The organism is Terriglobus tenax (genome assembly GCF_025685395.1).
GTDB classification, from domain to species: domain Bacteria; phylum Acidobacteriota; class Terriglobia; order Terriglobales; family Acidobacteriaceae; genus Terriglobus; species Terriglobus tenax.
Genome location: NZ_JAGSYA010000004.1, coordinates 884,546 through 905,145 on the forward strand (window position 1 = coordinate 884,546; position 20,600 = coordinate 905,145).

Below are 20,600 nucleotides of genomic sequence, written 5' to 3' on the forward strand. Positions count from 1 at the left end.
CCTGCCTAAGCAGGCTACGCATCCCGCGCCGGGACCGAAGCAAACAAATACATGAGCCCTTCGGCGAGTGTTGGATGAGTGATGATAGCGTTGGCTACAAGCGTGTATGGCAACTTTCCGAGCATGACGAGCTGTACGGCAGAGGCAAGCTCACCTGCTCCTACACTAAACGCAGTAAAGCCGAGTATCGTATCGTCGTCTGCAATTAGCGCTTTCAAGAAGCCGCGCGTCTCCCCCAACGTACGTGTGCGAAGAACTCCCATCATCGGTAGGGTGGCAATGCGATAACGCAACCCTTGTGCCTGTGCCTCCGTCTCATTCAGCCCAACACGGGCCAGCTCAGGATCGGTGAACAACGTAAAAGGAATCAGCCGCCCTGTTGTGGTACGTATTTTCCCAGCAAGATTATCGCGAACTACGCGGAAGTCATCGTAGGACACGTGCGTGAAGAAGGGGCTGCCGGAGCAGTCCCCCATGGCCCAAACACCTTCCGCGCTGGTACGTAAGGTATCGTCAACGCGAATGAAACCGCGATCTGTTACAGCAACACCGCCTGCCTCAAGGTTTAGCCGCTCAGTATTCGGCAGCCGTCCCGTCGCAACAAGGATATGACTTGCTTTCAACATGGTGTCGCCGTCGCACCCGTTGAGTTGTACCTCGACAGCATCTCCGGAGCGGCCGCTCACGGAGCGAACGACGCACCCTAGTCGGACGTCAACTCCCTCGTCTTGCATCAGCTCCAATACGGCTGCGGAGACATCCGCATCCTCATGTGGAAGCAGACGGTTCTTATCCTGGATCACAGTGACGGCGGTTCCCATGCGCTGAAAGGCCTGTGCCAGCTCCAGGCCGATATACCCTCCGCCCAGGATGAGCAGATGCGATGGAGAATCTTCAAGCCGAAGCGCATCGACGTGGGTCATAGGATTTGATTCAGCAAGTCCCGGTATCGCCGGAATCGCGGCCCTGCTTCCTGTATTCAGGAAGACCTGTTTTCCTTCAAGATGCACCTCCTGGCCTGAGAGCAGGATCACCTTCAGCGTCCGATCTCCAATGAAAGAAGCTTCGCCCATCAATAGTTCGGCGCCGCTCGCGGCGAACTTGTCATAGTGCATCTGCACAAGTCCATCAATCATTTCCTGCTTGCGGCGCCTTACCGCAGCAACGTTCACCCGCCACGATTCAACATCCGCGCCGTAGGTCTTTCCCCTGCGTACCAGGTCAATCACCTTTGCTGAGTGGATAACGTTCTTGCTTGGAAGACAGGCAATGTTTGGGCACGCACCTCCCACCAGTGAACGCTCCACCACCACCACCGACTGTCCCTGGCGTGCCAGGTGCCAGGCAAGATACTTCCCCGCTTCACCACATCCAACGATGAGTGCGTCATACCGTTTGTTTTCCATCACAGCGTTCTCCTCGAAACATTACCGATGGTTCGCTTTTCTGAAGCGTGCACAAGAGGAAAGAATATCTTTCCCATGGAAACAGAAAATTTATTGCAAGTTTCGGCGTGCTAGTGGGAATTCGCAAGCCGCTATCCAAGGAGAATCTTGTCGCTCAATCGAGGGATTGCGCCACGGATGGAGCTTTTCGCTAATACTGTTACGGACTTCCAGCGATGGCTCGTTATCCTTATGGAGAGTTGTGCGCGGCCTGGTCTCTTCACCAGAGATGTGGAAGTGGTCGAGCGCGATCAGTTTCCGGCTGTCGCTTGATACTCGTGACATCGAACCCATCCTAGCGTTGCGAGGAGTGGCATCCGTTGAGATGGCAAGCTGGAGCAGACCGGAGTGATCGGCGACTGGGCCTTCCTGAGCGGCAAACAGGTCAGCTACTTTGGCCGCAAAGGCGAGGGCCACGTTGAACGCTTTCCGCAGTAGCAGCTGCTACTCCGGCTGCACGTCGATGACGACTTTGCCGCTGGACTTACCGCTCTCCACCAGTTCGTGGGCTTCCAGAGCGTTGGCGAAGGTGAAGCGGCGGTCGTCGACCATGGGTTTGAGCTGGCCGGTTTCGATGAGGCGGGTGATCTCGCGCAGGATCCAGCCGTGGTGACCGCGGCGTTCGCCGGTGATGAGCGGCAGGAGGACGAAGACACCGGAATACGTTGCTCCGTGGCGCGAGAGCGATTTCAGGTCGTGCGCTCCCCAGCCGTAGCAACTGGCCACGCGGCCGTAGTTGCGGATGGCCGACATGCAATCGTCCAGGGGCTTGCCGCCCACGGTGTCAAACGCCAGGTCAAAGCCGACGCCCTCCGTGATGCGCTGCACATACTCTGTGACCGGTTCGTCGCGGTCGATGGGAGTGGCGCCGTAACCGCGCACGATCTCTGCTTTACCGGCTGATACGGTTGCGTAGACCTGGGCACCGGCGGAGGCGGCGATCTGCACCGCCATGTGTCCTACGCCGCCTGCTCCTCCGGTCACAAGAACGCGGTCACCTGCCTGCACCTGAGCACGGTCGGCAAGGCCTTCGTAGGCGGTGAGTGCGACCAAAGGGACGGCCGCGGCCTCGTGCAGGGAGAGGTTCTTCGGCTTGGGCGCGAGCAGGTCGGCGTCCACGGCCATGTACTGCGCCAGCGAGCCTTGTTCGCCTCCGGCGCCGCCGGCGAGACCGTAGACCTGGTCGCCCACTTCGAACTCGCTGACGCCGATGCCGACCTCTTCGACGATGCCTGCCATGTCCGTACCGAGGATGCAGGGCGCGGTCATGCCGCCGTGCGGAGCCTTGCCGGTGCGGATCTTGCTGTCAATGGGGTTGACGCCGCTGGCGATGACGCGGACGAGCACATCGTGGTCGCCGATCTGCGGCCTGGGGACTTGGGCGAGGCGGAAGAGGCCGGTTTCAAAGCTATCGACGACAAGGGCTTGCATGGTGAGGTCTGCGGTCACAGATCGTTACTCCAGACTCCTAGAGTAATGGCTCGGGATGATTCTGTGGCCGCAGCCTTCCATGAAGATGGATGCTTAGTGTGCTCCGGCAAGCACCATTTGCGGGCCGGTCAGCTTGACGCCTTTGGCTGATGCCTTGAAGCGCTGCAGTCCTTTGCCGCCGCCGTCGAACTGGACACGGTAGGTCTGGTAGAGCGCATCGGTAAACTGCTTGAGAAACGGGCGAAAGCTGACCGGGTTGCCGGTGCCGATGTAGTAGGAACGCGCTCCGGTGGAGGCAGCAAGGTCGGTCAGGTAGTTCTGCCCGCTGAAGGCGGCCTGGCCGCCGCGCAGGGCCGCTCCGGTGTAGTAGATGGAGTAGACGGCGACGCCGGCGCGCTGAGCATCGGCCTTGGCCGTCTCCACGTAGGGGCTGTACTGGTTCATGGGGCTGGTGCTGCCGTTGTAGGGGTCAACGCCGCTGGTGATCATGAGCGCAATGCGGGCCTTGCCGCTGGGCTGCCAGTGTTTCACGAAATCCGAGAGGCAGAAGTAGGGGCTGGCACTGACGCCGGGCATTCCCCGGGGAAGCCGCAATGCCTTGGCGGCATCATCGTGCTCCGTGGTGAAGCCTTCCTGTTCTGCCACGACACGGCCGTTCTGCATATAGCCGACGGTTACGGCAACGTCTGGCGGCAGGGACTGGATGAAGCTCTGCAGGTCGCTGAGCATACGGCCGAAGCCTGTCTGCAGGCCATCGTCAATCAGGATGGCGAGTTCGACACCGGTTCCCTGCCCCTGGCCGGAGCCGCCGAGGACGGGCTGCCAGCCGGTCACGCGGCGGTCGGCATCCCCCAGCTTGATGGTCACCTCGGATGCCTGCACCCGCGGAGCCTCCGGGCCACGCTTATCTTCCACACGAACCAGGGCGGAGGTCGTGACGGGCCCCTCCACCTGTGCGACCGCCGAAGCGGTCACCAATCCTAAAAGAGCAACACTCAGCCAACGCATGGTTACATCCCTTCCTGCACACTTGGTTAAGACGCAGAAACCGGACATAAGATGCGGTAACGCAGAAAGGGCCGGATTTCTCCGGCCCTTTCGTGGTTGGTGTGGCAGTCGTTTAGAAGATCAGCTTTCCAGCGAACTGAACGTTGAAGGGAGCGCCCGACGAGATCGCCGTGCTGTAACGACCAGCGGTGACCTGACCGAAGTTTGCCGAGTTGTAGGTCGTGGTCGGGTTTGCCATGTTCATGTGGTTGAGGACGTTGAACATCTCAGCACGCAGCTGCAGGCTGATTCCTTCACGGATTTTGGTGTTCTTCACAAGCGACGCATCGAGCGTGAAGAAGTTCGGTCCGCGGAACTGATCGCGAGCAGTGTTGCCGTGTGATCCGGCAGCCGGAGCGCTGAACGGAGTCTGTGACAGCGGAACCCACCATTGGACGATCTTTGTGGTCGTCCCAGAACGGAGGGTCACGTCAGAGCTACCAGTCTTCAGCTTTCCACCGTTGTAGTTGACGCGATCCTTCGCCATGCCGATACCGGTGGTGTCACCGACGGTGATGGAGAACGGAGTTCCGGTGTAGTAGGTCATAAAGCCAGTGACCTGCCACCCCTTGCTGAGAACCGGCATCACGTGCGATCCCGGGATCTCGTAGACAGCGTAGCCGTTGATGGTGTGACGGACATCAAAGGTCGAATGGCCGTAGTCAAGACGCAGGTTCGTGGAGTCGATGGGGCCGGTGCTGCGGAAGGCCGAACCGTTATCCAGCGAGTGGCCGTAGGTCCAGGAGATCTGGCTGGTGATTCCGTGGAAGTTGCTCGACTTCAGACTGGTCTGGAGCGAGTGGTAGTTGGAAGCAGCGTTGCTCGACACCTGAACCACAGCGCCAACCTGAGGAAGGGTGCTGTAGTAAGGACGACGGCGCTGAAGGCAGGTACCGTTTGCGACAGCAGACGCGACGTTGCAAACCGTTGTGCCAACATTTGCCTGCGTGGTGTTCCAGGGAGCTGCCTGATTCGCATCCAACATGGTGTAGAGGTGAGTGCCGAGAGAACCGGCGTATGCCACAGTCACAACATTCCGCTTGCTGAGCTGATACTCAGTCGTCAGACCGAAGTTCTGGGCGTAGGCCATCTTCAGGTTGGGATCAACAGAGAACAGCCCGAACTGCGAAAGGCTCGAGTTCGCCGGGAAGACCGCCTGATTCGTCTGCCACTGCGTTACGTTGGTGAGCGACACGTTCCGAAGACCGGCGATCGGGTTTGCCTGGATGCCGCGTGCGGTTGCACCGGTGAATCCTGGAGCGCTGTCGCCGAATCCGTTGAACGGAGGAGCATCGAAGTAAAGACCCCAGCTGCCGCGGATTGCGAGCTTATCGGTCGGGCTGTAGTTGAAGCCAACGCGAGGAGCGAAGTGCAGCTTACCGGGGTTGTAAAGCGACGGCAGGCCGGAGTTTCCAACACGAACGAGACCGTTCGCATCAGCACCGGAAGTACCGGGACGCCATACAGAGATGGGGCCGGTCGACGAGAGTGCTCCGGTGTACTCATGGCGAACACCGTAGTTCAAGGTAAGGTTCTGCGTGATCTTGAACTGATCCGAGATGAAGAAGGCAAGGTCGGTGCGATACAGATCGCGGCGGAGGTTACCCGCAATAAAGGACGCCGAGCTGAAGTTACCGGCAAGGTAATCGGCAAGCGCCAGAATTTCCGCCTGGTTGTTGGTGATATCGACGTCGCTCGCAAGAGATGTCGCGTTCGACGAGTTGCTGGTGTAGGGGGTCTGCCCTGCAGCCAATGTCATATTGGCGGATGCCGTTCCCGGGAAGCTGAAGGTTCCGCGGGTGTTGGCCTGGTACTGCAGGTCCATGTAGTTACGGCGATATTCACCACCGAAACGAATCTGGTGCTTGCCGTGGATCCAGGTTGCTGCATCGGTGATGTGACCGGTGTAGTCCTTGCGGCCCAGAGCCTGGGTTGCGCCTACGCTGTCAAAGGTGCTCCCGATGGTGATGGTCGGAGCGCCGAAGAGCGACGGGTTGGTAACGCCAGTGTTCAAGCCGAGAGCCGGCATGTTGAAGTCGTGACGGTTGTCGTTGAAGGTCTGGTTGAAGACGCCGACGGCAGCCAACAGCTGATTGGAAAAGTGATCGGTAATGGACCAGTTGTGCGCGGCCGAGAAGTTCTGGGTAATATCCGGAGCAGCCTGGAAGTACCAGTAGGTGCTGCCACCAGGCTCAACCTGACGACCAGTACCAACGAAGGCCTGCAAGCGCAGGGTCTGCTTCGGCGAAATGATGTAGTTCAGGTTACCGATCGCGTTATCGCTGTAGCCAACGCGGGGGTGAGTCTCAACATAGTTGTTGGGGCTGGCAGCAAGGCCGGGAGCGTTGCCACCCATCCAGAGATTGTTCAGAAGGTTCACCGACAGAGGATTTACGGAGAAACCGTGGCGAGTCAGCAGCTGCGTTGCCTTGGCAACATAAGCTGCGCCCGGCTCGGTAGCATTCGAGCTGGGAAGCTGGATAACGTACTTCTGACGCTCGTAGTTGACGAAGAAGAACAGCTTGTCCTTCATGATCGGTCCACCGAGAGATCCGCCGAACTGCTGGTTGCGCGTCTTCTGCTTACGGGTGTTGTCAGCCTGGAAGAAGTCGCGGGCAGCGAAGAACTCGTTACGGATATAGAAATAGGCCGAACCGTGGAAGTTATTCGTGCCGGTCTTAACGCTCAGCGAGATGGTGCCGCCGGGGTTACGGCCCGCGTCCGCGTTACCTGAGGACTGAACCGCGAATTGGTCGATTGCTTCCACCGGGATGGTTACGCCGGCGATGGGGCCTACACCACCCTGGTTGGCGGCGGTGTTGTTCTGCCAGATGTCGTTCGAGTCGGCGCCGTCAAGCTGATAGTTGTTCTGGTTGGTACGGGTACCATTGACCGAACCAGCGCCGTTAACGCCGGGAGCCAGCTTGATCAGCTGCGTGAAGTCGCGGCCGTTCAGTGGAATTTCGGATACGGCCTTGCTGCCGATAACAGCATTGTTAGCCGAGGACAGCGTCTGAATTGTGGAAGTCGTATCCGCCGAAACGTCAACGGTTTCCGTCGCGCCCGTCACGGACAGCTTGGGCTCCACCGGAGTGACTGCACCGGGGTTCACGGAGACATTCTTCAGTGTAGTCTCACCAAAGCCCGAAGCGCTGACGGCCAATGAGTAGGTCGCAACATCGAGATCCTGAAAGACGAAGGTTCCGGCCGAGGTGGTTTCCGTCTCACGGGTAGCACCGGTACCGCTGTTCGTCAGCGTGACCTTTGCGTGAGAAACCACAGCGCCGGTGGCGTCGGTTACGGTTCCACCGATACCGCCACGATAGGTCTGCGCTGAGAGCGGAATTGCAATCAGCAACACGAGGATGGGTACGAAGATGCTTCGGAAGAAGCGGGTAATGCGCATGGACTGGCTCCTGAAAGTAGTGAAACAACTGCGTTAACAACTACGTTTGGGGTCGTTTGATGCGTTGACAGATTGCTTGAAACCGGGTGCGGGAATAACGCGCCCTTAGCAACAACAGCAGCACGCCGTCATGCCACCCTGCTTGGGTAGACAAGCGCCGGGACATCCCCGGGATGCGATAAATGCGGCTGACAAGGTTTGTTTCGTCTCCGTCTGTTTGCTGCTGTTGTGTGTGGGTTAAGCATACCTGTGTTAAAGGCTTTTGAACAAATTTTCTAATCACTGGAGGCAACTTTTCCGGCTGGCGGCGGTTATGCCGCTCTCGTCTCGCTAAAAAGTGGAGAAGTTTCAATACTTTCTCTTGCACTCCGGAGGGAATTCCCCTCAAATAGGAAACAGCAGGTCCCCGCGGACTGGAGACAGCCGTCCTGCATACCGTAGAACACACGCAACTTCTGGCCTAGGTACCGGCATCGTATGCGCGGCTCGCCTTTATCCGCTTTATCTGTACGCAGGGACCAGACTTGTCTCAATTACCGGAGTCTTCATGCAACTTCGCATTAAGTTTGCTGTACTGGCCGTGGCACTCACTCTTGCTGGTTCCTCTTTCCAGGCAAAGGCGCAGGCCATCCCCACCGCGCAGAAGCGCGGAGACGTGGATGCCTTCTTTCTCTATGGGCGCGCCAATACTGATTACGGTCCGGTGAAAAACAATGTTTACACCTTCGGTGTGGACTACATGTTCCGTCCGATACGGTTTGGTCAGCCGGGCGTCAACGTGCGCTATTCCCGCTCATCAGGATCTGTCGTGGACGAACCATTCTTCGGCGGTGGACTGGATTGGCGGTTCCGCGAGCACTATCATGTCCGTCCCTACGCAGTGGCCGACATAGGCGTAGGCAGTCTGAAGGTCAAAGCCAACGGCTTTGATGATTCCGGCACTTCCTACATCCTGGGTGGCGGCGCGGACATCCCGATTACGTCGCGCTTTGCTGGCCGTGTTGAGTTTGACTACCAGCACATCAAGATTTCCGGTGGTGCTGGCCCCGACCTGACCTTTACGCCCTACAGCATCAACTTCGGCGTCGTCTACCGGATCAAGTAAAGCGATTTCAGAGGCAAGCAAAAGGCCCTTCCATTGGAAGGGCCTTTTGCATTGGGCGGATACTCTTTGCTTAGTCGCGCACCAGACGCAGCTTGATGCCTGCGCGGAAGGTAAACGGCAGTCCCGGGTATCCGATGGGGCCGGTGCGCTGCTGGCTGGTCAGGTTGTCGAGCTGCGTGAAGATGTTCACGCTGGGCTTCCACTGGTAGGCAACGTTGGCGTCGATACGCTGGTAGGCGTAGTCGAGGTTCTTGTTGGGCAGCAGCAGCGTGTTGCCACCGTTGATGTCCGAATAGGACAGGAAGGTGGAGTCATCGCTACGTCCCACGAGTGCTCCCTTGAGAGCTGCGGACCATTTGTTCTGGGTCCATTGCAGGGCAAAGAAGCCCGAGTGGGTGGGACGGCGGAAGGGACGCTGGCCGACCAGAGGTGAGGTAGCACCAATGGCGATGCCGGGAAGATTCGGGTTGGTGGTGGCCAGGCCCGCGGCGACTGCATCGCCTGAAAGCGAGCGCTGCACGGTGGCGTCCAGGAAGGTGTAGCCTCCGCGTGCAAACCAGTGGCTGGTCAGCTTCCACTCGCTCTCGGCCTCAAGCCCCTGCGCGCGGTAGGCGAGCGAGTTCAGGTCGGCTCCATAGATGGAGTAGGCGATGCTGGACGGAATGCCGAAGTCGTTGATCAGCGTGCCCGCGTCCACGTATTCGATCTGGTGATCGAACTGCGTGTGGAAGTAGCTGAGCTTGATGATGCCGCGCTGGCTGAGCAGGCTTTGTTCCACACCACCCTCATAGCTGCGCGAGCGCAGGGCGTTCATCGGCGTGACGTGGTAGGTGCTGATGGCCGCCGTATTCCCGGAGTTGATGAGGAGTTGATAGAGCGAGGAAAACTGCTCGGTCAAGGTGGGCTCCTGTACGCCCTTGGAGAAGTTGAAGCGCACCTTCGTGCCATGGGCAAAGCCGTTGCCGGGAGCGACCGGGTACCAGGCGATACCGAACTTGGGCACTCCGACCAGGCCGAAGAGAGCGTTCTTTTCGATCTCTCCGCCGAGCGAGTAGAAGACGCGGCTGGCGAAGTCGCCCTGCATCTGCAGTGTGTAGCCATAGTTGCCGCGATTAGCCTTATTAAAGGTTCCGTAGGCCGAGTTCTTGTAGATACCGCGCTCATCCTCATAACGGAAGGCACCCAGAACGGCGAGGTGCTGCGAGAAGCGGAAGTCGGTCTGGTAGTAGAGCTGGTCGCGGTTGCTGACCTGGTCAGAGCGCGTGGGGTACGCGAGGTCGTAATCCATGGCCGCACGACCTGTTGCCGAGTAGCCGTTGGCTCCGGCGATGGTCATGACGTTGCCGTAATAGGTGGTGTAACCAAAGCTGGTGACCGGAGTTCCCACAGGCGAGTACTGGAAGAGCTGCTCGCGCTTACGGGTGACGCCGTAGCGCACCAGGTTGTGCCAGGCCGTCGTGGTCTGGTGATCGAGCGATATGCCGGAGATCAGGATCTGGTCAGCCTGTTTGGAGTTGTCAGAGATGCCGAAGAAGTCATGCGCGTTCGGCACACCGACAGCCGCGGTGGTGTTGCGCAGCGTGAAGCGCAGGGATGTCTTCGCTCCGAGCGCGAGGCCGATGTTCGCCGCCGAGGTTGCATTGTGATAGCGGTTGCCGGGCAGAGCGTTCGACGAATCCACACGCGAGAAGCCGAGCAGGTAATCAAGCTGCCGCGCTGTACCGCTCAGGTCGCCCTGGTTGCGCCAGGTATGGAAGTTGCCGGCGTCGCCCGTGTAGTTCAGCACCGGGCGGATGGTGGTTCCCTGCCGTGTTGCAAGTCGAACGGCGCTGGCCGTGGCGCCGGAGCCGACGGTGACGCTGTCCGGGCCACGATGTACTTCGATCTTGTCCAGGGCAAAGCTGGAGAGGTTGCCGTAGTCGAAGCGGCCGCCCATGTCCTCGGCGGGAATGCCGTCGATGGTGACGCGGTTGCCGTCGGACTGGCCACCGCGTACAAACTGCGAGGTCTGGCCGCCCATCTGTCCGCTCTGCACCATCTGGACGCCGGGCATCAGGCGCATCTCTTCCGTGATGCTGTAACGCGGCCACAAGGCGTCGGGCTGGATGAGGCTGACGGAGGAGTTTGTCTGCGACAGCGTTGTCGGCAGGCCGGTGGCCGTTACGGTGACTTCGTCCTGGCGCTCGCTGACGCGGAGGGCCACGTTCTGCTCAAGCACATCGAGACGTCCACCGTAGAAGCTCTGGGAGGGCGTGGTAGCAAAGCCGGGGCTGCCCGTCAGCAGAAGAAAGCGGCCGGCCTCCGACGAGCGAACTTCATACTCGCCATCGGTGCCGCTGACGGCGGTGGCCACGACATTGCGGCCAAGCAGGAGCTGTACGCGGGCGCCAGCAACACCGGCGCCGAGCTGGTTGGTAACACGTCCGCGCACCACAACGGCATGAGCCGCTGACGCAGACAACAACATGGCAAGAAGGGCCGCGCACACGCGGCCTGCAGGAATAGTCATAGACTCCTCGGTTCCCCCTCGGAACGTTGGCTAATCACAGTGAAACCGGTCTCCTGACTTACGCATTCCAGCAGCACTCGATGATGTTTCCCTTCCCGCGCCTTGGCAGTGGGAAACACCTGGCTGTTGATCGCCTCTCCGAAGGGATGACTGTCCATGGGAGAGACGTGCGCTTACAGTTGCGGGGCAGTGGCGGAGTTTCACCGCGCTTCCCGAACATTTCACCGCGTCGATTTTCTTAGAGACACAGGGCAAGACCCTGCGAAGATCACTCGGCACAGTTGCTCGCGTGTACTGCTGATTTTACACGGCGTTCAACGGCTGAGCCGTCAACATCTGCTTGACGCGGGCCACGTCCTCGCGCGAGGTGATGCGGATAAACTCGCGCTCCTCGTCTCCCATCGAGATCCGGCTGCCGGCTACCGCCGAGCCACGGAACGATCCATGCAGGCAGTCCACGCCGGAAATATCCCACAGCCGCTTGGCATTGCGAACCGTTACCCCGGAGCCGCCGATCAGCCTGATGCGGCCTGCCGCCTGGCGGACGAGCGAGGTGACCGTCTCCATGCCCTGCTCCATCAGGGCGTCTCCGCCCGAGGTCAGCACCTCATCGACGCCGCACGCGATCAGGTCTTCCAGAGACTCCTCAAGATCGGCGCTGACATCGAAGGCGCGGTGGAAGACCACCTTCATGGGCCGCGAACGCTCCACCATCTCCAGCGTGTGCTTCACGTCGATGGTGTTGTTTCCGGTCAACAGGCCGAAGACGACGCCCTGAGCGCCAACTTCTTTGCAGCCCTCAATATCCATGCGCATCACCGTCAGTTCTTCCTCGGTGTACACAAAGCCGCCGGCACGCGGGCGGATCATCACGTGGATGGGAACTTCGCTGACCTGCAGAGCCGCGCCGATAAAGCCGATGCTTGGTGTCAGGCCACCATCCGCCAGTGCCGAGCACAGTTCGATGCGGTCAGCTCCGCCCTCAAGGGCGGCATTCAACGACGCTGTCGAATCGACGGCAACTTCAAGCTGGACCGGACGCTGCTGCATTGACGCAAGATCTCCCATTGGCGCTACTCGAGCGACCAGAAGAGCACACTCTACAGGCCGCTGCAAGGATGGGGTGCCGCAGACGTAACGGGACCGCAATGTCTGCAGATGCACAAAAGAAAGCTTCCGCCGCCTGCGATCGATTCACCGCAAACGGCGGAAGGCCTGCAACACTTACTCCACCACGACGGACTTTACGAGATTGCGTGGCTTGTCCACATCAATGCCGCGGCCAATGGCCATGAAGTACGCGAACAACTGCAGCGGCACCACTTCCAGGATGGGCAGCAGGTGTTCCGGAGCCGCGGGGACTTCAACGATGGCATCCGCCAGACCAGCCACCTGCGCATCGCCTTCATTGGCGACGGCAAAGATAGGCGCGCCCTGCGTGCGCATGTCCTGCATCAGCTGGAGCACCTTCTCATAGCGCTGGACGCTTTCAGCATCGTTGCGGTCGACGGTGGCAATCATGACGAGCGGGGTCTTGCTGCCGACCAGGGCGTTGGGGCCGTGCTTCAGCTCGCCGCTTGGGTAGCCTTCGGCGTGGATATAGCTGCTCTCCTTCAGCTTCAGAGCGCCTTCACGCGCAATGGCGTAATGGACTCCGCGGCCCAGGAAGAGGAAGGTCTCCGCAGCCTGCAGACGGCCTGCGGCAACCGCAACCACCTGCTGCCAGCGAGGCAGCCATACACGCATCTGCGCGATCAGCCCGGGTACAACCGTATCGACTCCGAGGACAGGCAGGTTGCGCTGCTTCGCAGCCTGATCGGCCAGCGAGGCCAGCAGCAGAAGCTGCGTGGTGAAGCTCTTGGTGGCCGGGATGGCTTTTTCGACACCGGCCTGCGTGGTCAGGGCCACATCCGCCTCACGCGCCATCGACGAGGTGGCGACGTTGGTGATGGCCAGGGTCTTCTGGCCCATCTCCTTAGCCTTGCGCAGGGCGGCCAGGGTGTCGGCGGTCTCACCTGACTGGGAAACAACGATCACAGCGGCCTGCTTCAGGCGGGCTTCACTGCGGTAAACATACTCGCTGGCGTACTCCACATCCACGTGGATGCCGGCGCGGTCCTCCAGGATCAACTCAGCGACAAGACCCGCGTGGCGGCTGGAACCGCTCGCTGCGATCACAATCTCCTGTACTCCCTCAAGCCACTGCCGCACGGGCGCGAGCGCGCTCTCGTTATAGGCAGACAGCGTACGATCCAGCGCATCAGGTTGCTCGAAGATCTCCTTCAGCATCCAGTGCGGAAAGCCATTCAGTCCATCTTGCATTGCATCACCTCAAAAGTGAGTATATCGAGTCTATTTAATCAGTCGTTTGCCGAAAATGGGTTTATTTGCCCTGAAATGATCAAAAACTCCGGCCATTTGGATAAGAACGGTATAAGCTGGTTCGAAATCAGTATGTCCACCAAGACCGAAGAGCGCGCCGAGCGCATCATGAAACTCCTGTTGCGCAAGGGAGATATCTCTGTTGAGGAACTTGTCGCGACGGTTGGCACCTCTGCCCCATCCATTCGCCGTGACCTCACCCGGCTGGAGAAACGTGGCCTCATCCGCCGCACCCATGGCGGCGCCACGCTGGTGGAACCGCTGCTGTATGAGCCCTTCCGCTACGACATCAGCTTCCAGTCGCGCGAGGGCCAGTTTGCCGAGGAGAAGCGCCGCATCGGGCTGGCCGCGGCAGAGCTGATTGAAGAGAACGAAACCATCGGCCTGAACGCTGGAACAACGACCACGCAGATTGGCCGCGCCCTGCGCCACCGCCGCAATATCTCGGTGGTGACCAACGCCATCAACATCGGCATGGAGCTATGCAACCAGCCGGGCATCAAGACCTCGCTGACCGGCGGCCTGCTTGCGTGGGCGTGGGCGTTTTCGCTCAGCGGACAGGCCACGCTGGACTTTCTGAACACGGTGTACATGGACAAGGTCTTCCTGGGTGTGACCGGGGTCGACCTGGAGCGTGGCGCCACCACACGCGAGCAGGAAGAGGCGCTTGTCTTCCGGGCCATGGCTCGCCAGGCCAAGCAGGTGATCGTGGTGGCTGAATCCAGCAAGTTCGGGAAGGTGTCTCCGGCGTTTGTTTCGCCTTTGGAAGACATCGACGTGCTGATCACGGATACCGGGCTGCCGGAGTCGGTGGCGGAGCAGTATGCGGCGAAGGATATTCAGGTGATCCGGGTTTAGGTTTGCGGCTGTCGAACCCACCCTAGCGTTGTGAGAATGGGGCACGCGAGGTTGTGTTCGCTACTGGATGGTGACCAGACGTTCGTCGTCCATCGTGCGTTTCAGTTGTCCGCAGGCGGCGTAGATGTCGCGGCCGCGGGGGCGACGGATGTAAGCGGGAATGCCGCCGTCGCGCAGCGTCTGCTGGAAGAGAGCGACATGCTCGTCGTCGGGCTGGGAGAAAGGCATGTGCGGGCCGGGGTTCCAGACGATGAGGTTTACCTTGGCGCGGAGTCCGCGTAATAGCTGGATGACCTCACGGGCGTTCTCTACGCCGTCGTTCACACCACCCAGAAGCACATACTCAAAGGTGATGCGTTCGCGTGGTCGCAACGGAATCTCGCGGATGGTGTTCAGCAGAACACCGATGGGCCACTTGCGGTTGATCGGCATGACCGCCGCTCGGACCTTGTCGTTCGAGCCGTTGAGGCTGATGGCCAGCTTGGGCCGCACCGGCTCCTGCATGTAGCGGTTGATGCCGTGCAGAATGCCCGAGGTCGACACCGTCATGCGGGACTCCGGAATGCCCATGGGGCCAACGAGCAGGCGAACCGAATCCATGAAGTTGTCGAAGTTGTGGAAGGGCTCGCCCTGTCCCATGAAGACGAGGTTGACGCGGTCTTTGCCAACCTGCATGGACTGGCGGTTGAGCACCAGGGCGACCTGTCCGGCGATCTCGCCGGCGGTGAGGTTACGGCGCAGACCCAGCTTGCCGGTAAGGCAGAACTGGCAGTTAACCGCACATCCGACCTGGCTGGAGATGCAGATGGTGCCTCGCTTGTAATCGTCCGTGGGAGCGGCTTCCTCTTCTTCTTCGGCTGCGGGAGTACCGTCGCCGCGTTCGCCGCCGTCGCCTTCCGGCATCCAGACGGTTTCAACCGTCTCGCCATCGGCGAGCTTGACCAGGTAGCGCTCCGTACCGTCGATGGACTTCGCGACGAGGGAGACATCCGGCAGACCGACGACCCATCCGGCGGCCTTCATTTTCTCCCTCACGGCAACGGGCAGGGTGGAGATTTCGTCGATCGTCTCCACGCGCTGGCGGTAGAGGGCGTCGTGGAGTTGCTTGGCGCGATAGAGGGGCTGGCGGAAGCTCTCGACCAGGGCAGTCAGGTCTTTCAGCGTCAGGCCAAAAAGCGCGCTCCGCTCCGGGGACTGCCCCTGTGCGGTAAGTTCTTCATTCTGCGCGGCCTGTGTCCCGTCTTCCATCTCGTGCAAATCCCCTCTTCTCACTCTAACGCCTCGGCGTCCGTCTTATGAAACAATAGCCGTTTCCGCCCCTATCCGGGCGTTTGCCGCGTAAGGAGCACCATTTGTCCCTGGACATCACCCTGGCTGAAAACGCAACGACAGCTACCTCCGGCCATCCGGCCCGCAATATCCGCAAAACCCGCCTTGCCAACGGCCTCCTGGTCCTGACCGAACGCATGCCGCACCTCCGCTCCGTATCGATGGGCGTGTGGGTGGGCAGCGGCTCGCGTGATGAGTCGCCGGAGCTGAACGGCATCTCCCACTTTGTGGAGCATATGGTCTTCAAGGGCACCACCTCGCGCAGCGCGCAGCAGATTGCCCGCGAAGTGGACGCCATTGGCGGCAATCTGGATGCCTTTACCGGCAAGGAGACGGTCTGCTTCAACATCAAGGTGCTGGATACGAATGTTCCGGCCGCGCTGGATGTACTGGCCGACCTGGTGCTGCACCCGACCTTCACGCCGGAAGACATTGCACGGGAACAGTCCGTCATCCTGGAAGAGATCAAGATGGACGAGGACAACCCGGACTACCTGGTCCACGAGGTGTTCACCCAGAACTTCTGGAAGCATGACGCGCTGGGACGTCCGATCCTGGGAACGAACAAGACGGTCTCCTCCTTTGACCAGCAGGTGGTCTTCGACTTCTACGCCAGCCGGTTCACGGCGGCGAATATGGTCTTCTCGGCGGCGGGAAACCTGGACCATGACAAGTTTGTGGCCATGGTGGAGCAGCACTTCTCTGCCCTGTCGGCCACCTCGAACGCCCTGCCCGGCCGCGCAAAGCCGGAGGCACAGCCGCATGTGACCCTGAAGAATAAAAAGTCGCTGGAACAGGTACAGATCTGCATGGGCGTTGCAGCGCCGGCCGTGGCCTCGCAACTGCGGTATCCCGTGTATCTGTTGAACACGATTCTGGGCGGAGGCATGAGCTCGCGGCTGTTCCAGACTATCCGCGAGGACCGTGGGCTGGCCTACAGCATTTACTCGGAGATGAACCCGTTCCGCGATACCGGATCGCTGTGCGTCTATGCCGGCACCTCACCGGACAAGGCGCGGGAGGCCGTCCTGCTGACGGTTGCCGAGTTCCGGCGTCTTAAAGAAGAGCTGGTCACCGAAGACGAGTTGCAGCGCGCCAAGAACCAGTTGAAAGGCAACATCGTGTTGGGTCTGGAATCTTCTTCGAGCCGTATGGCCAATCTTGCCCGCCAGCAGATGTACTTCGAGCGCTTCTTCACCGTGGACGAGATTATTGACCAGGTAGAGGCCGTGACACGCGAAGACCTGCAGGTGCTGGCGCGGGAGCTCTTCCACCAGGACACGATCGCGCTGACGCTGCTTGGCAATCTTGACGGTACTGATATTCAACGCAGCGATCTGGCCTGCTAAACTCCAAACGCAGAGGAACTATGAATACGAAGTCTATGTCTGGCCGCCTGAAGCGCTCGAACGAACGCGGATTCTCGCTGGTAGAACTGCTGATCGTGATGTCGGTCATCCTGATCCTGATGACTCTGGCCATTCCCCAGTTGACCAAGATCCGCCGCAAGGCAAATGAGACCTCGGCCATCCAGTCGGTGCGCGCGATTGCGCAGGCGGAGCAGATGTACCAGTCGAACTATCCGGCCAATGGCTTTGCCTGCTCGCTCTCCGCGCTGGGCGGCGAGGATGCGTCGGGCGCGGCCAGCCCGACCTCGGCGCACCTGCTGCCGTCAGACCTCTCGGCCGGCGTGAAGGCGGGCTACACCTTCGCCATTACCAACTGCACCAAGGTGACGGTGAACAACACGGACCAGTACACCTCGTATGAGATCACCGCTGTTCCGCAGCAGGTAGGCAAGACAGGCGACCGCGGCTTCTGCTCGGATGAGTCGCAGCAGGTGAAGTATGACCCTGCTGGTGGAACAGCCTGCACGGCTCCGGTGCAGTAAGAAGAGATTGCTTCGAGAAAAGAGCCCGCCGATGGCGGGCTCTTTTTGTTTTGGGAAGCGGCCCCCTTTCGTTGCGCTACGGGATAACAAACAAGAAAAACAGATACGACTATCTCTTCAACATCTGGTCGATGCGCTCGTAGCTGCTCTCCATACCCTTGGTCATGCCGCTGAGCAGCGCCTGATCGCGGATGGCCTGCGATTCGTAGACCAGTTCGGCACGCATGAGGGTCGCGTCGCCATCTTCGGCCAGAACACAGTGCATCTTCTCCTCCGGGCTGAGGAAGCCGAGGTCGAAGCGGCGCGTGGAGGAGAAGCTGTTGGGAGGATCGACGGTGAGGTAGCTTCCCGTCATCTGCAGTTCGCGGCCATCGGGGTTCGTCCAGTAGAAGCGGAAGTTGCCGCCGGGGCGCAGGTCGATCTCGCAGGCTTCCATCGTCCATCCATCCGGGCCAAGCATCCATTGCCGTAGCAGGTCGGGTACGGTCATCGCCTGGAAGACCATGGACCGGGGAGCCTGGAAGCGCCGCGTGACCAGCAGAGAGGTTTCATTCAGGATCTCGATGGTGGACTTGCCCACTTTGGTTGCGGTCATCATGCGGCCTCTCCTTCCATCTGCTTGAGGAGCGACTCCAGGCGCTCGTAGCCCATCTCCATGCCGTTGGCCATCGGTGTGGTCATCACCTTTTCGAGAATGGCTTCGGACTCATACGTAATGGTCATCTTCAGAATGGTCTGTGCTCCCTGCTCGAGGAACTCGGTGAAGATCTCGGACTGCTGGCCATCCCAGGCATCGTCAAAGCGCTGGGTGACGCGCATGAAGCGCGGCAGGTCGAGTTCCAGATACTCACCGCCGAGGCCCATCGTCATCTTGCGCTCGGCGTTGCTCCATTCCCAACGGTAACGGCCGCCGACACGGAGGTCCATCTCGCAGGTGGGCATCTCCCATCCCGGAGGTCCAAGCAGCCAGCGGCGGACGTACGCGGGCTGGGTGTGGGCCTGCACCACAAGGTCGCGTGGTGCGTTGAAGACGCGTGTGATGACGAGTTGTTTGCTACCCAGACGATCCTGCGTGAGTTTGCCAACCTGCATGCGAGTTACCTCTTCTTTGCTGATTTCTTTTCCGTCTTCATCTCTTCCAGGAGCCCGTCGAGCCGCTGGAAGCTGGGCTCCCAGAAGCGCCGGAAGCCTTCCAGCCATGCATTCGCCTCGGCCATCGGGCCGCCTTCGATACGGCTCAGACGTCGCTGCGCATCGCGTCCGCGCGAGATGAGGCCAGCCTGCTCCAGCACCTTCAGATGCCGGGAGATGGCGGGCTGGCTCATGTCGAAGGGCTCGCAAAGCTCGCTGACGGAGGCTTCGCCCAGGGAAAGCCGGGCAAGGATCGCGCGGCGGGTGGGATCGGCGAGAGCCTGAAAGGTGGTGTCGAGATGGTCGAACGATTCCATAGCTTTTTATTTATATAACTATTTAGTTATATGTCAAGCAGCAAATTCACGCATCATAGAAATCATGGTTCGCCATCGTATTGCCCGCCTCGCAAGTCTTGTTGTCCTGTTCGCCGCTCCGGCCTTTTCCCAGACGCTGCACGATGTTGCCAAGCGGGTCAATGACCACTACAACCACCTGAATTCCCTGGAAGCGAAGTACACCGAGCGCTATTCCGGCATGGGGATGAACAAGACCGAGACCGGCACGCTGCTGCTGAAAAAGCCCGGCAAGATGCGCTGGAGCTATGCGGCGCCCGAGGGCAAACTGTTTGTGCTGGATGGCAAGAATGCCTACTTCTACACACCGGGCGATGCGCAGGCACAGGTGATTCCTGCCAAGAAGCTGGACGATATGCGCAGCCCGCTGCGCTTCCTGCTGGGGCATACCAACCTGGAGAAGGAACTGGACCACCTGACCATGAACAGCAGCGGAGACCGCGCCTACTTTACCGGTGTGCCGAAGGGCATGGAGGAGCGGGTGAAGGAGTTTACCGTGGCCGTGCAGGCAGCGACCGGGGCGATTCTTGGCCTGAAGGTGGAGGAGATCGACGGTTCCACCACGGAGTTCACCTTCAGCGCATTGAAAGAGAATGTGCCGGTGAAGGACTCCGACTTCACGTTTACGCCACCTGTCGGGGTGGAGATTGTCTCCGGCATGCCTCCTGTGTAAGCAAGAAAACCGAGTCTATCTCGGCATAACTCCCGTCTTTAGGAAGAGAAATTCCGAAGCTCCTTGAATTCGGACTGGATATGTCCTATAAAAATAGGACTGAAACTGTCCCATATAAAGGCGGGTCATTGCATGCGTCGTATTCTGCCCTTCTCTCTTTTTGCGCTTCCCTTGGTTGCCCTTGCGCAGGGCCCTGGCGGTCCCGGTGGTCCGGGCGGCCCACCGCCGCGTGTTGTTCTGCAGGCACTGGACACCGATAAGGACGGCCAGCTCTCAATGGCAGAGATTGCGGCTGCGTCGGCCAACCTGCTGTCGCTGGACAGGAATGGCGACGGCCAGTTGACCTCACTGGAGTACCTGCCGAACCAGGCGGATCCGAAGGCGAACAACGCCGACGACCTGGCGCAGCGCCTGATGGTGTTCGACAAGAACGGCGACGGCGTTCTGACCAAGGACGAGGTGCCGGAACGCATGGCGGGGATCTTTGCGCGCGCGGACAAGAATGGCGATGGCAAGATCACGGCGGATGAGCTGAAGTCGACCGCATCGAAGCAGTCCGGCCCGAATGGCCGCGCGGAGCGTGGCGGTAATGTGACGCGGATGGACCCGATCCTGTCGGCGCTGGACACGGATCACGACGGTGTCATCTCCGCCGCGGAGATTGCCGCTGCTCCCGCCGCACTGAAGACGCTGGACAAGAACGGCGATGGCACGCTCACCGCCGACGAGATTCGTCCGCGCCAGCAGACCCCGGCCGATCGCGCCGGGCATTTCTTTGACGAGTGGGACACGAACAAGGACGGCAAGATCACGGTGGAGGAAGCTCCGGAACGCATGGCGCCGCAGTTTGCCAACATCGACACGAATCACGACGGCTTTATCGACCTGCAGGAAGCCACGACCTACTTTGCGAATATGCCGCAGCAGCAGCGCGGACCGCGACCCGAGGGCGCGCCGCGTCCGGAAGGCGCTCCGCAAAACTAGCGTCTTAAGCTGGCCTTGAACTGAGTGATGGTAAACAAGGGAACAAGAGAGGT

The 20,600-nt window shown here is 60.0% G+C and carries 17 protein-coding genes and 1 riboswitch; of the genes, 6 read left to right on the forward strand and 11 right to left on the reverse strand.

The features are described from left to right. Positions 1-14: 14 nt before the first annotated feature. The 4 genes from OHL13_RS09250 to OHL13_RS09265 all read right to left on the reverse strand — a co-directional run bounded on the left by OHL13_RS09250 (position 15) and on the right by OHL13_RS09265 (position 7,329). The gene (locus OHL13_RS09250; RefSeq protein ID WP_263409842.1) at positions 15-1,406 is read right to left on the reverse strand and encodes a dihydrolipoyl dehydrogenase family protein; all 1,392 of its coding nucleotides are present in this window, start codon (positions 1,404-1,406) and stop codon (positions 15-17) included. Between the two features lie 483 nt (positions 1,407-1,889). Further along, on the reverse strand, positions 1,890-2,894 hold the full coding sequence (locus OHL13_RS09255; protein WP_263409843.1) for a zinc-dependent alcohol dehydrogenase family protein: 1,005 nt from the start codon (positions 2,892-2,894) through the stop codon (positions 1,890-1,892). A 75-nt stretch (positions 2,895-2,969) separates the two neighbouring features. Then, entirely contained in the window at positions 2,970-3,884 is a 915-nt protein-coding gene (locus tag OHL13_RS09260; protein ID WP_263409844.1) for a vWA domain-containing protein, read from the reverse strand. Positions 3,885-3,996: 112 nt separating this feature from the next. Beyond that, positions 3,997-7,329 (reverse strand): TonB-dependent receptor, encoded by a 3,333-nt coding sequence (locus tag OHL13_RS09265; protein ID WP_263409845.1) that lies wholly within the window; start codon positions 7,327-7,329, stop codon positions 3,997-3,999. 547 nt (positions 7,330-7,876) lie between these two features. Between OHL13_RS09265 and OHL13_RS09270 the strand changes: the two genes are divergently transcribed. Further along, the gene (locus tag OHL13_RS09270; protein ID WP_263409846.1) at positions 7,877-8,434 is read left to right on the forward strand and encodes a porin family protein; all 558 of its coding nucleotides are present in this window, start codon (positions 7,877-7,879) and stop codon (positions 8,432-8,434) included. A 70-nt stretch (positions 8,435-8,504) separates the two neighbouring features. On the opposite strand, the gene OHL13_RS09275 is transcribed toward OHL13_RS09270, so the two are convergent. The 3 genes from OHL13_RS09275 to OHL13_RS09285 form a co-directional block, all read right to left on the reverse strand. Further along, a complete protein-coding gene (locus OHL13_RS09275) occupies positions 8,505-10,943 on the reverse strand; it encodes a TonB-dependent receptor (protein ID WP_263409847.1) in 2,439 nt (812 codons plus the stop codon). 26 nt (positions 10,944-10,969) lie between these two features. Next, positions 10,970-11,182, reverse strand: a riboswitch (cobalamin riboswitch). A gap of 64 nt (positions 11,183-11,246) precedes the next feature. Beyond that, positions 11,247-11,993: a copper homeostasis protein CutC gene (locus tag OHL13_RS09280; RefSeq protein ID WP_263409848.1), complete on the reverse strand. Its 747-nt coding sequence runs from the start codon at positions 11,991-11,993 to the stop codon at positions 11,247-11,249. Positions 11,994-12,167: 174 nt separating this feature from the next. Beyond that, a complete protein-coding gene (locus OHL13_RS09285; protein WP_263409849.1) occupies positions 12,168-13,265 on the reverse strand; it encodes an SIS domain-containing protein in 1,098 nt (365 codons plus the stop codon). 132 nt (positions 13,266-13,397) lie between these two features. Here OHL13_RS09285 and OHL13_RS09290 point away from each other — a divergent pair, with 132 nt between their 5' ends. Next, the gene (locus OHL13_RS09290) at positions 13,398-14,183 is read left to right on the forward strand and encodes a DeoR/GlpR family DNA-binding transcription regulator (protein ID WP_263409850.1); all 786 of its coding nucleotides are present in this window, start codon (positions 13,398-13,400) and stop codon (positions 14,181-14,183) included. Between the two features lie 60 nt (positions 14,184-14,243). Here the strand turns inward: OHL13_RS09290 and rlmN are convergent, their stop codons facing one another. Next, positions 14,244-15,431 carry a 23S rRNA (adenine(2503)-C(2))-methyltransferase RlmN gene (gene rlmN, locus OHL13_RS09295; protein WP_263411638.1) on the reverse strand — a complete coding sequence of 396 codons (1,188 nt, stop codon included), beginning with the start codon at positions 15,429-15,431 and terminating at the stop codon, positions 14,244-14,246. A 104-nt stretch (positions 15,432-15,535) separates the two neighbouring features. Between rlmN and OHL13_RS09300 the strand changes: the two genes are divergently transcribed. Continuing rightward, positions 15,536-16,861 carry a M16 family metallopeptidase gene (locus OHL13_RS09300; protein WP_263409851.1) on the forward strand — a complete coding sequence of 442 codons (1,326 nt, stop codon included), beginning with the start codon at positions 15,536-15,538 and terminating at the stop codon, positions 16,859-16,861. Positions 16,862-16,881: 20 nt separating this feature from the next. Further along, complete coding sequence (locus OHL13_RS09305) at positions 16,882-17,403, forward strand: type IV pilin protein (RefSeq protein WP_263409852.1); 522 nt, start codon at positions 16,882-16,884, stop codon at positions 17,401-17,403. Between the two features lie 109 nt (positions 17,404-17,512). Here the strand turns inward: OHL13_RS09305 and OHL13_RS09310 are convergent, their stop codons facing one another. The 3 genes from OHL13_RS09310 to OHL13_RS09320 are packed head-to-tail and all read right to left on the reverse strand — an operon-like array spanning position 17,513 to position 18,851. Then, positions 17,513-18,001, reverse strand: coding sequence for an SRPBCC domain-containing protein (locus OHL13_RS09310; protein WP_263409853.1), 489 nt, complete (start codon positions 17,999-18,001; stop codon positions 17,513-17,515). Continuing rightward, positions 17,998-18,495 carry an SRPBCC domain-containing protein gene (locus OHL13_RS09315; RefSeq protein ID WP_263409854.1) on the reverse strand — a complete coding sequence of 166 codons (498 nt, stop codon included), beginning with the start codon at positions 18,493-18,495 and terminating at the stop codon, positions 17,998-18,000. Before OHL13_RS09315 ends, OHL13_RS09310 begins: the two co-directional genes overlap by 4 nt. A 5-nt stretch (positions 18,496-18,500) precedes the next feature. Then, a complete protein-coding gene (locus OHL13_RS09320; RefSeq protein ID WP_263409855.1) occupies positions 18,501-18,851 on the reverse strand; it encodes an ArsR/SmtB family transcription factor in 351 nt (116 codons plus the stop codon). Between the two features lie 64 nt (positions 18,852-18,915). Between OHL13_RS09320 and lolA the strand changes: the two genes are divergently transcribed. Then, positions 18,916-19,563: an outer membrane lipoprotein chaperone LolA gene (lolA, locus tag OHL13_RS09325; RefSeq protein WP_263409856.1), complete on the forward strand. Its 648-nt coding sequence runs from the start codon at positions 18,916-18,918 to the stop codon at positions 19,561-19,563. A 132-nt stretch (positions 19,564-19,695) separates the two neighbouring features. Next, the gene (locus OHL13_RS09330; RefSeq protein WP_263409857.1) at positions 19,696-20,547 is read left to right on the forward strand and encodes an EF-hand domain-containing protein; all 852 of its coding nucleotides are present in this window, start codon (positions 19,696-19,698) and stop codon (positions 20,545-20,547) included. Positions 20,548-20,600: the final 53 nt, after the last annotated feature.

Bases quoted from the DNA above. Each gene is read 5' to 3' on its own strand.
- lolA (WP_263409856.1), top strand. From the start codon at position 18,916: ATGGTTCGCCATCGTATTGCCCGCCTCGCAAGTCTTGTTGTCCTGTTC.
- OHL13_RS09310 (WP_263409853.1), bottom strand. From the start codon at position 18,001: ATGATGACCGCAACCAAAGTGGGCAAGTCCACCATCGAGATCCTGAAT.
- OHL13_RS09265 (WP_263409845.1), bottom strand. From the start codon at position 7,329: ATGCGCATTACCCGCTTCTTCCGAAGCATCTTCGTACCCATCCTCGTG.
- OHL13_RS09270 (WP_263409846.1), top strand. From the start codon at position 7,877: ATGCAACTTCGCATTAAGTTTGCTGTACTGGCCGTGGCACTCACTCTT.
- OHL13_RS09250 (WP_263409842.1), bottom strand. From the start codon at position 1,406: ATGGAAAACAAACGGTATGACGCACTCATCGTTGGATGTGGTGAAGCG.
- OHL13_RS09285 (WP_263409849.1), bottom strand. From the start codon at position 13,265: ATGCAAGATGGACTGAATGGCTTTCCGCACTGGATGCTGAAGGAGATC.
- rlmN (WP_263411638.1), bottom strand. From the start codon at position 15,431: ATGGAAGACGGGACACAGGCCGCGCAGAATGAAGAACTTACCGCACAG.
- OHL13_RS09315 (WP_263409854.1), bottom strand. From the start codon at position 18,495: ATGCAGGTTGGCAAACTCACGCAGGATCGTCTGGGTAGCAAACAACTC.
- OHL13_RS09305 (WP_263409852.1), top strand. From the start codon at position 16,882: ATGAATACGAAGTCTATGTCTGGCCGCCTGAAGCGCTCGAACGAACGC.
- OHL13_RS09320 (WP_263409855.1), bottom strand. From the start codon at position 18,851: ATGGAATCGTTCGACCATCTCGACACCACCTTTCAGGCTCTCGCCGAT.
- OHL13_RS09330 (WP_263409857.1), top strand. From the start codon at position 19,696: ATGCGTCGTATTCTGCCCTTCTCTCTTTTTGCGCTTCCCTTGGTTGCC.
- OHL13_RS09280 (WP_263409848.1), bottom strand. From the start codon at position 11,993: ATGCAGCAGCGTCCGGTCCAGCTTGAAGTTGCCGTCGATTCGACAGCG.
- OHL13_RS09290 (WP_263409850.1), top strand. From the start codon at position 13,398: ATGTCCACCAAGACCGAAGAGCGCGCCGAGCGCATCATGAAACTCCTG.
- OHL13_RS09260 (WP_263409844.1), bottom strand. From the start codon at position 3,884: ATGCGTTGGCTGAGTGTTGCTCTTTTAGGATTGGTGACCGCTTCGGCG.
- OHL13_RS09275 (WP_263409847.1), bottom strand. From the start codon at position 10,943: ATGACTATTCCTGCAGGCCGCGTGTGCGCGGCCCTTCTTGCCATGTTG.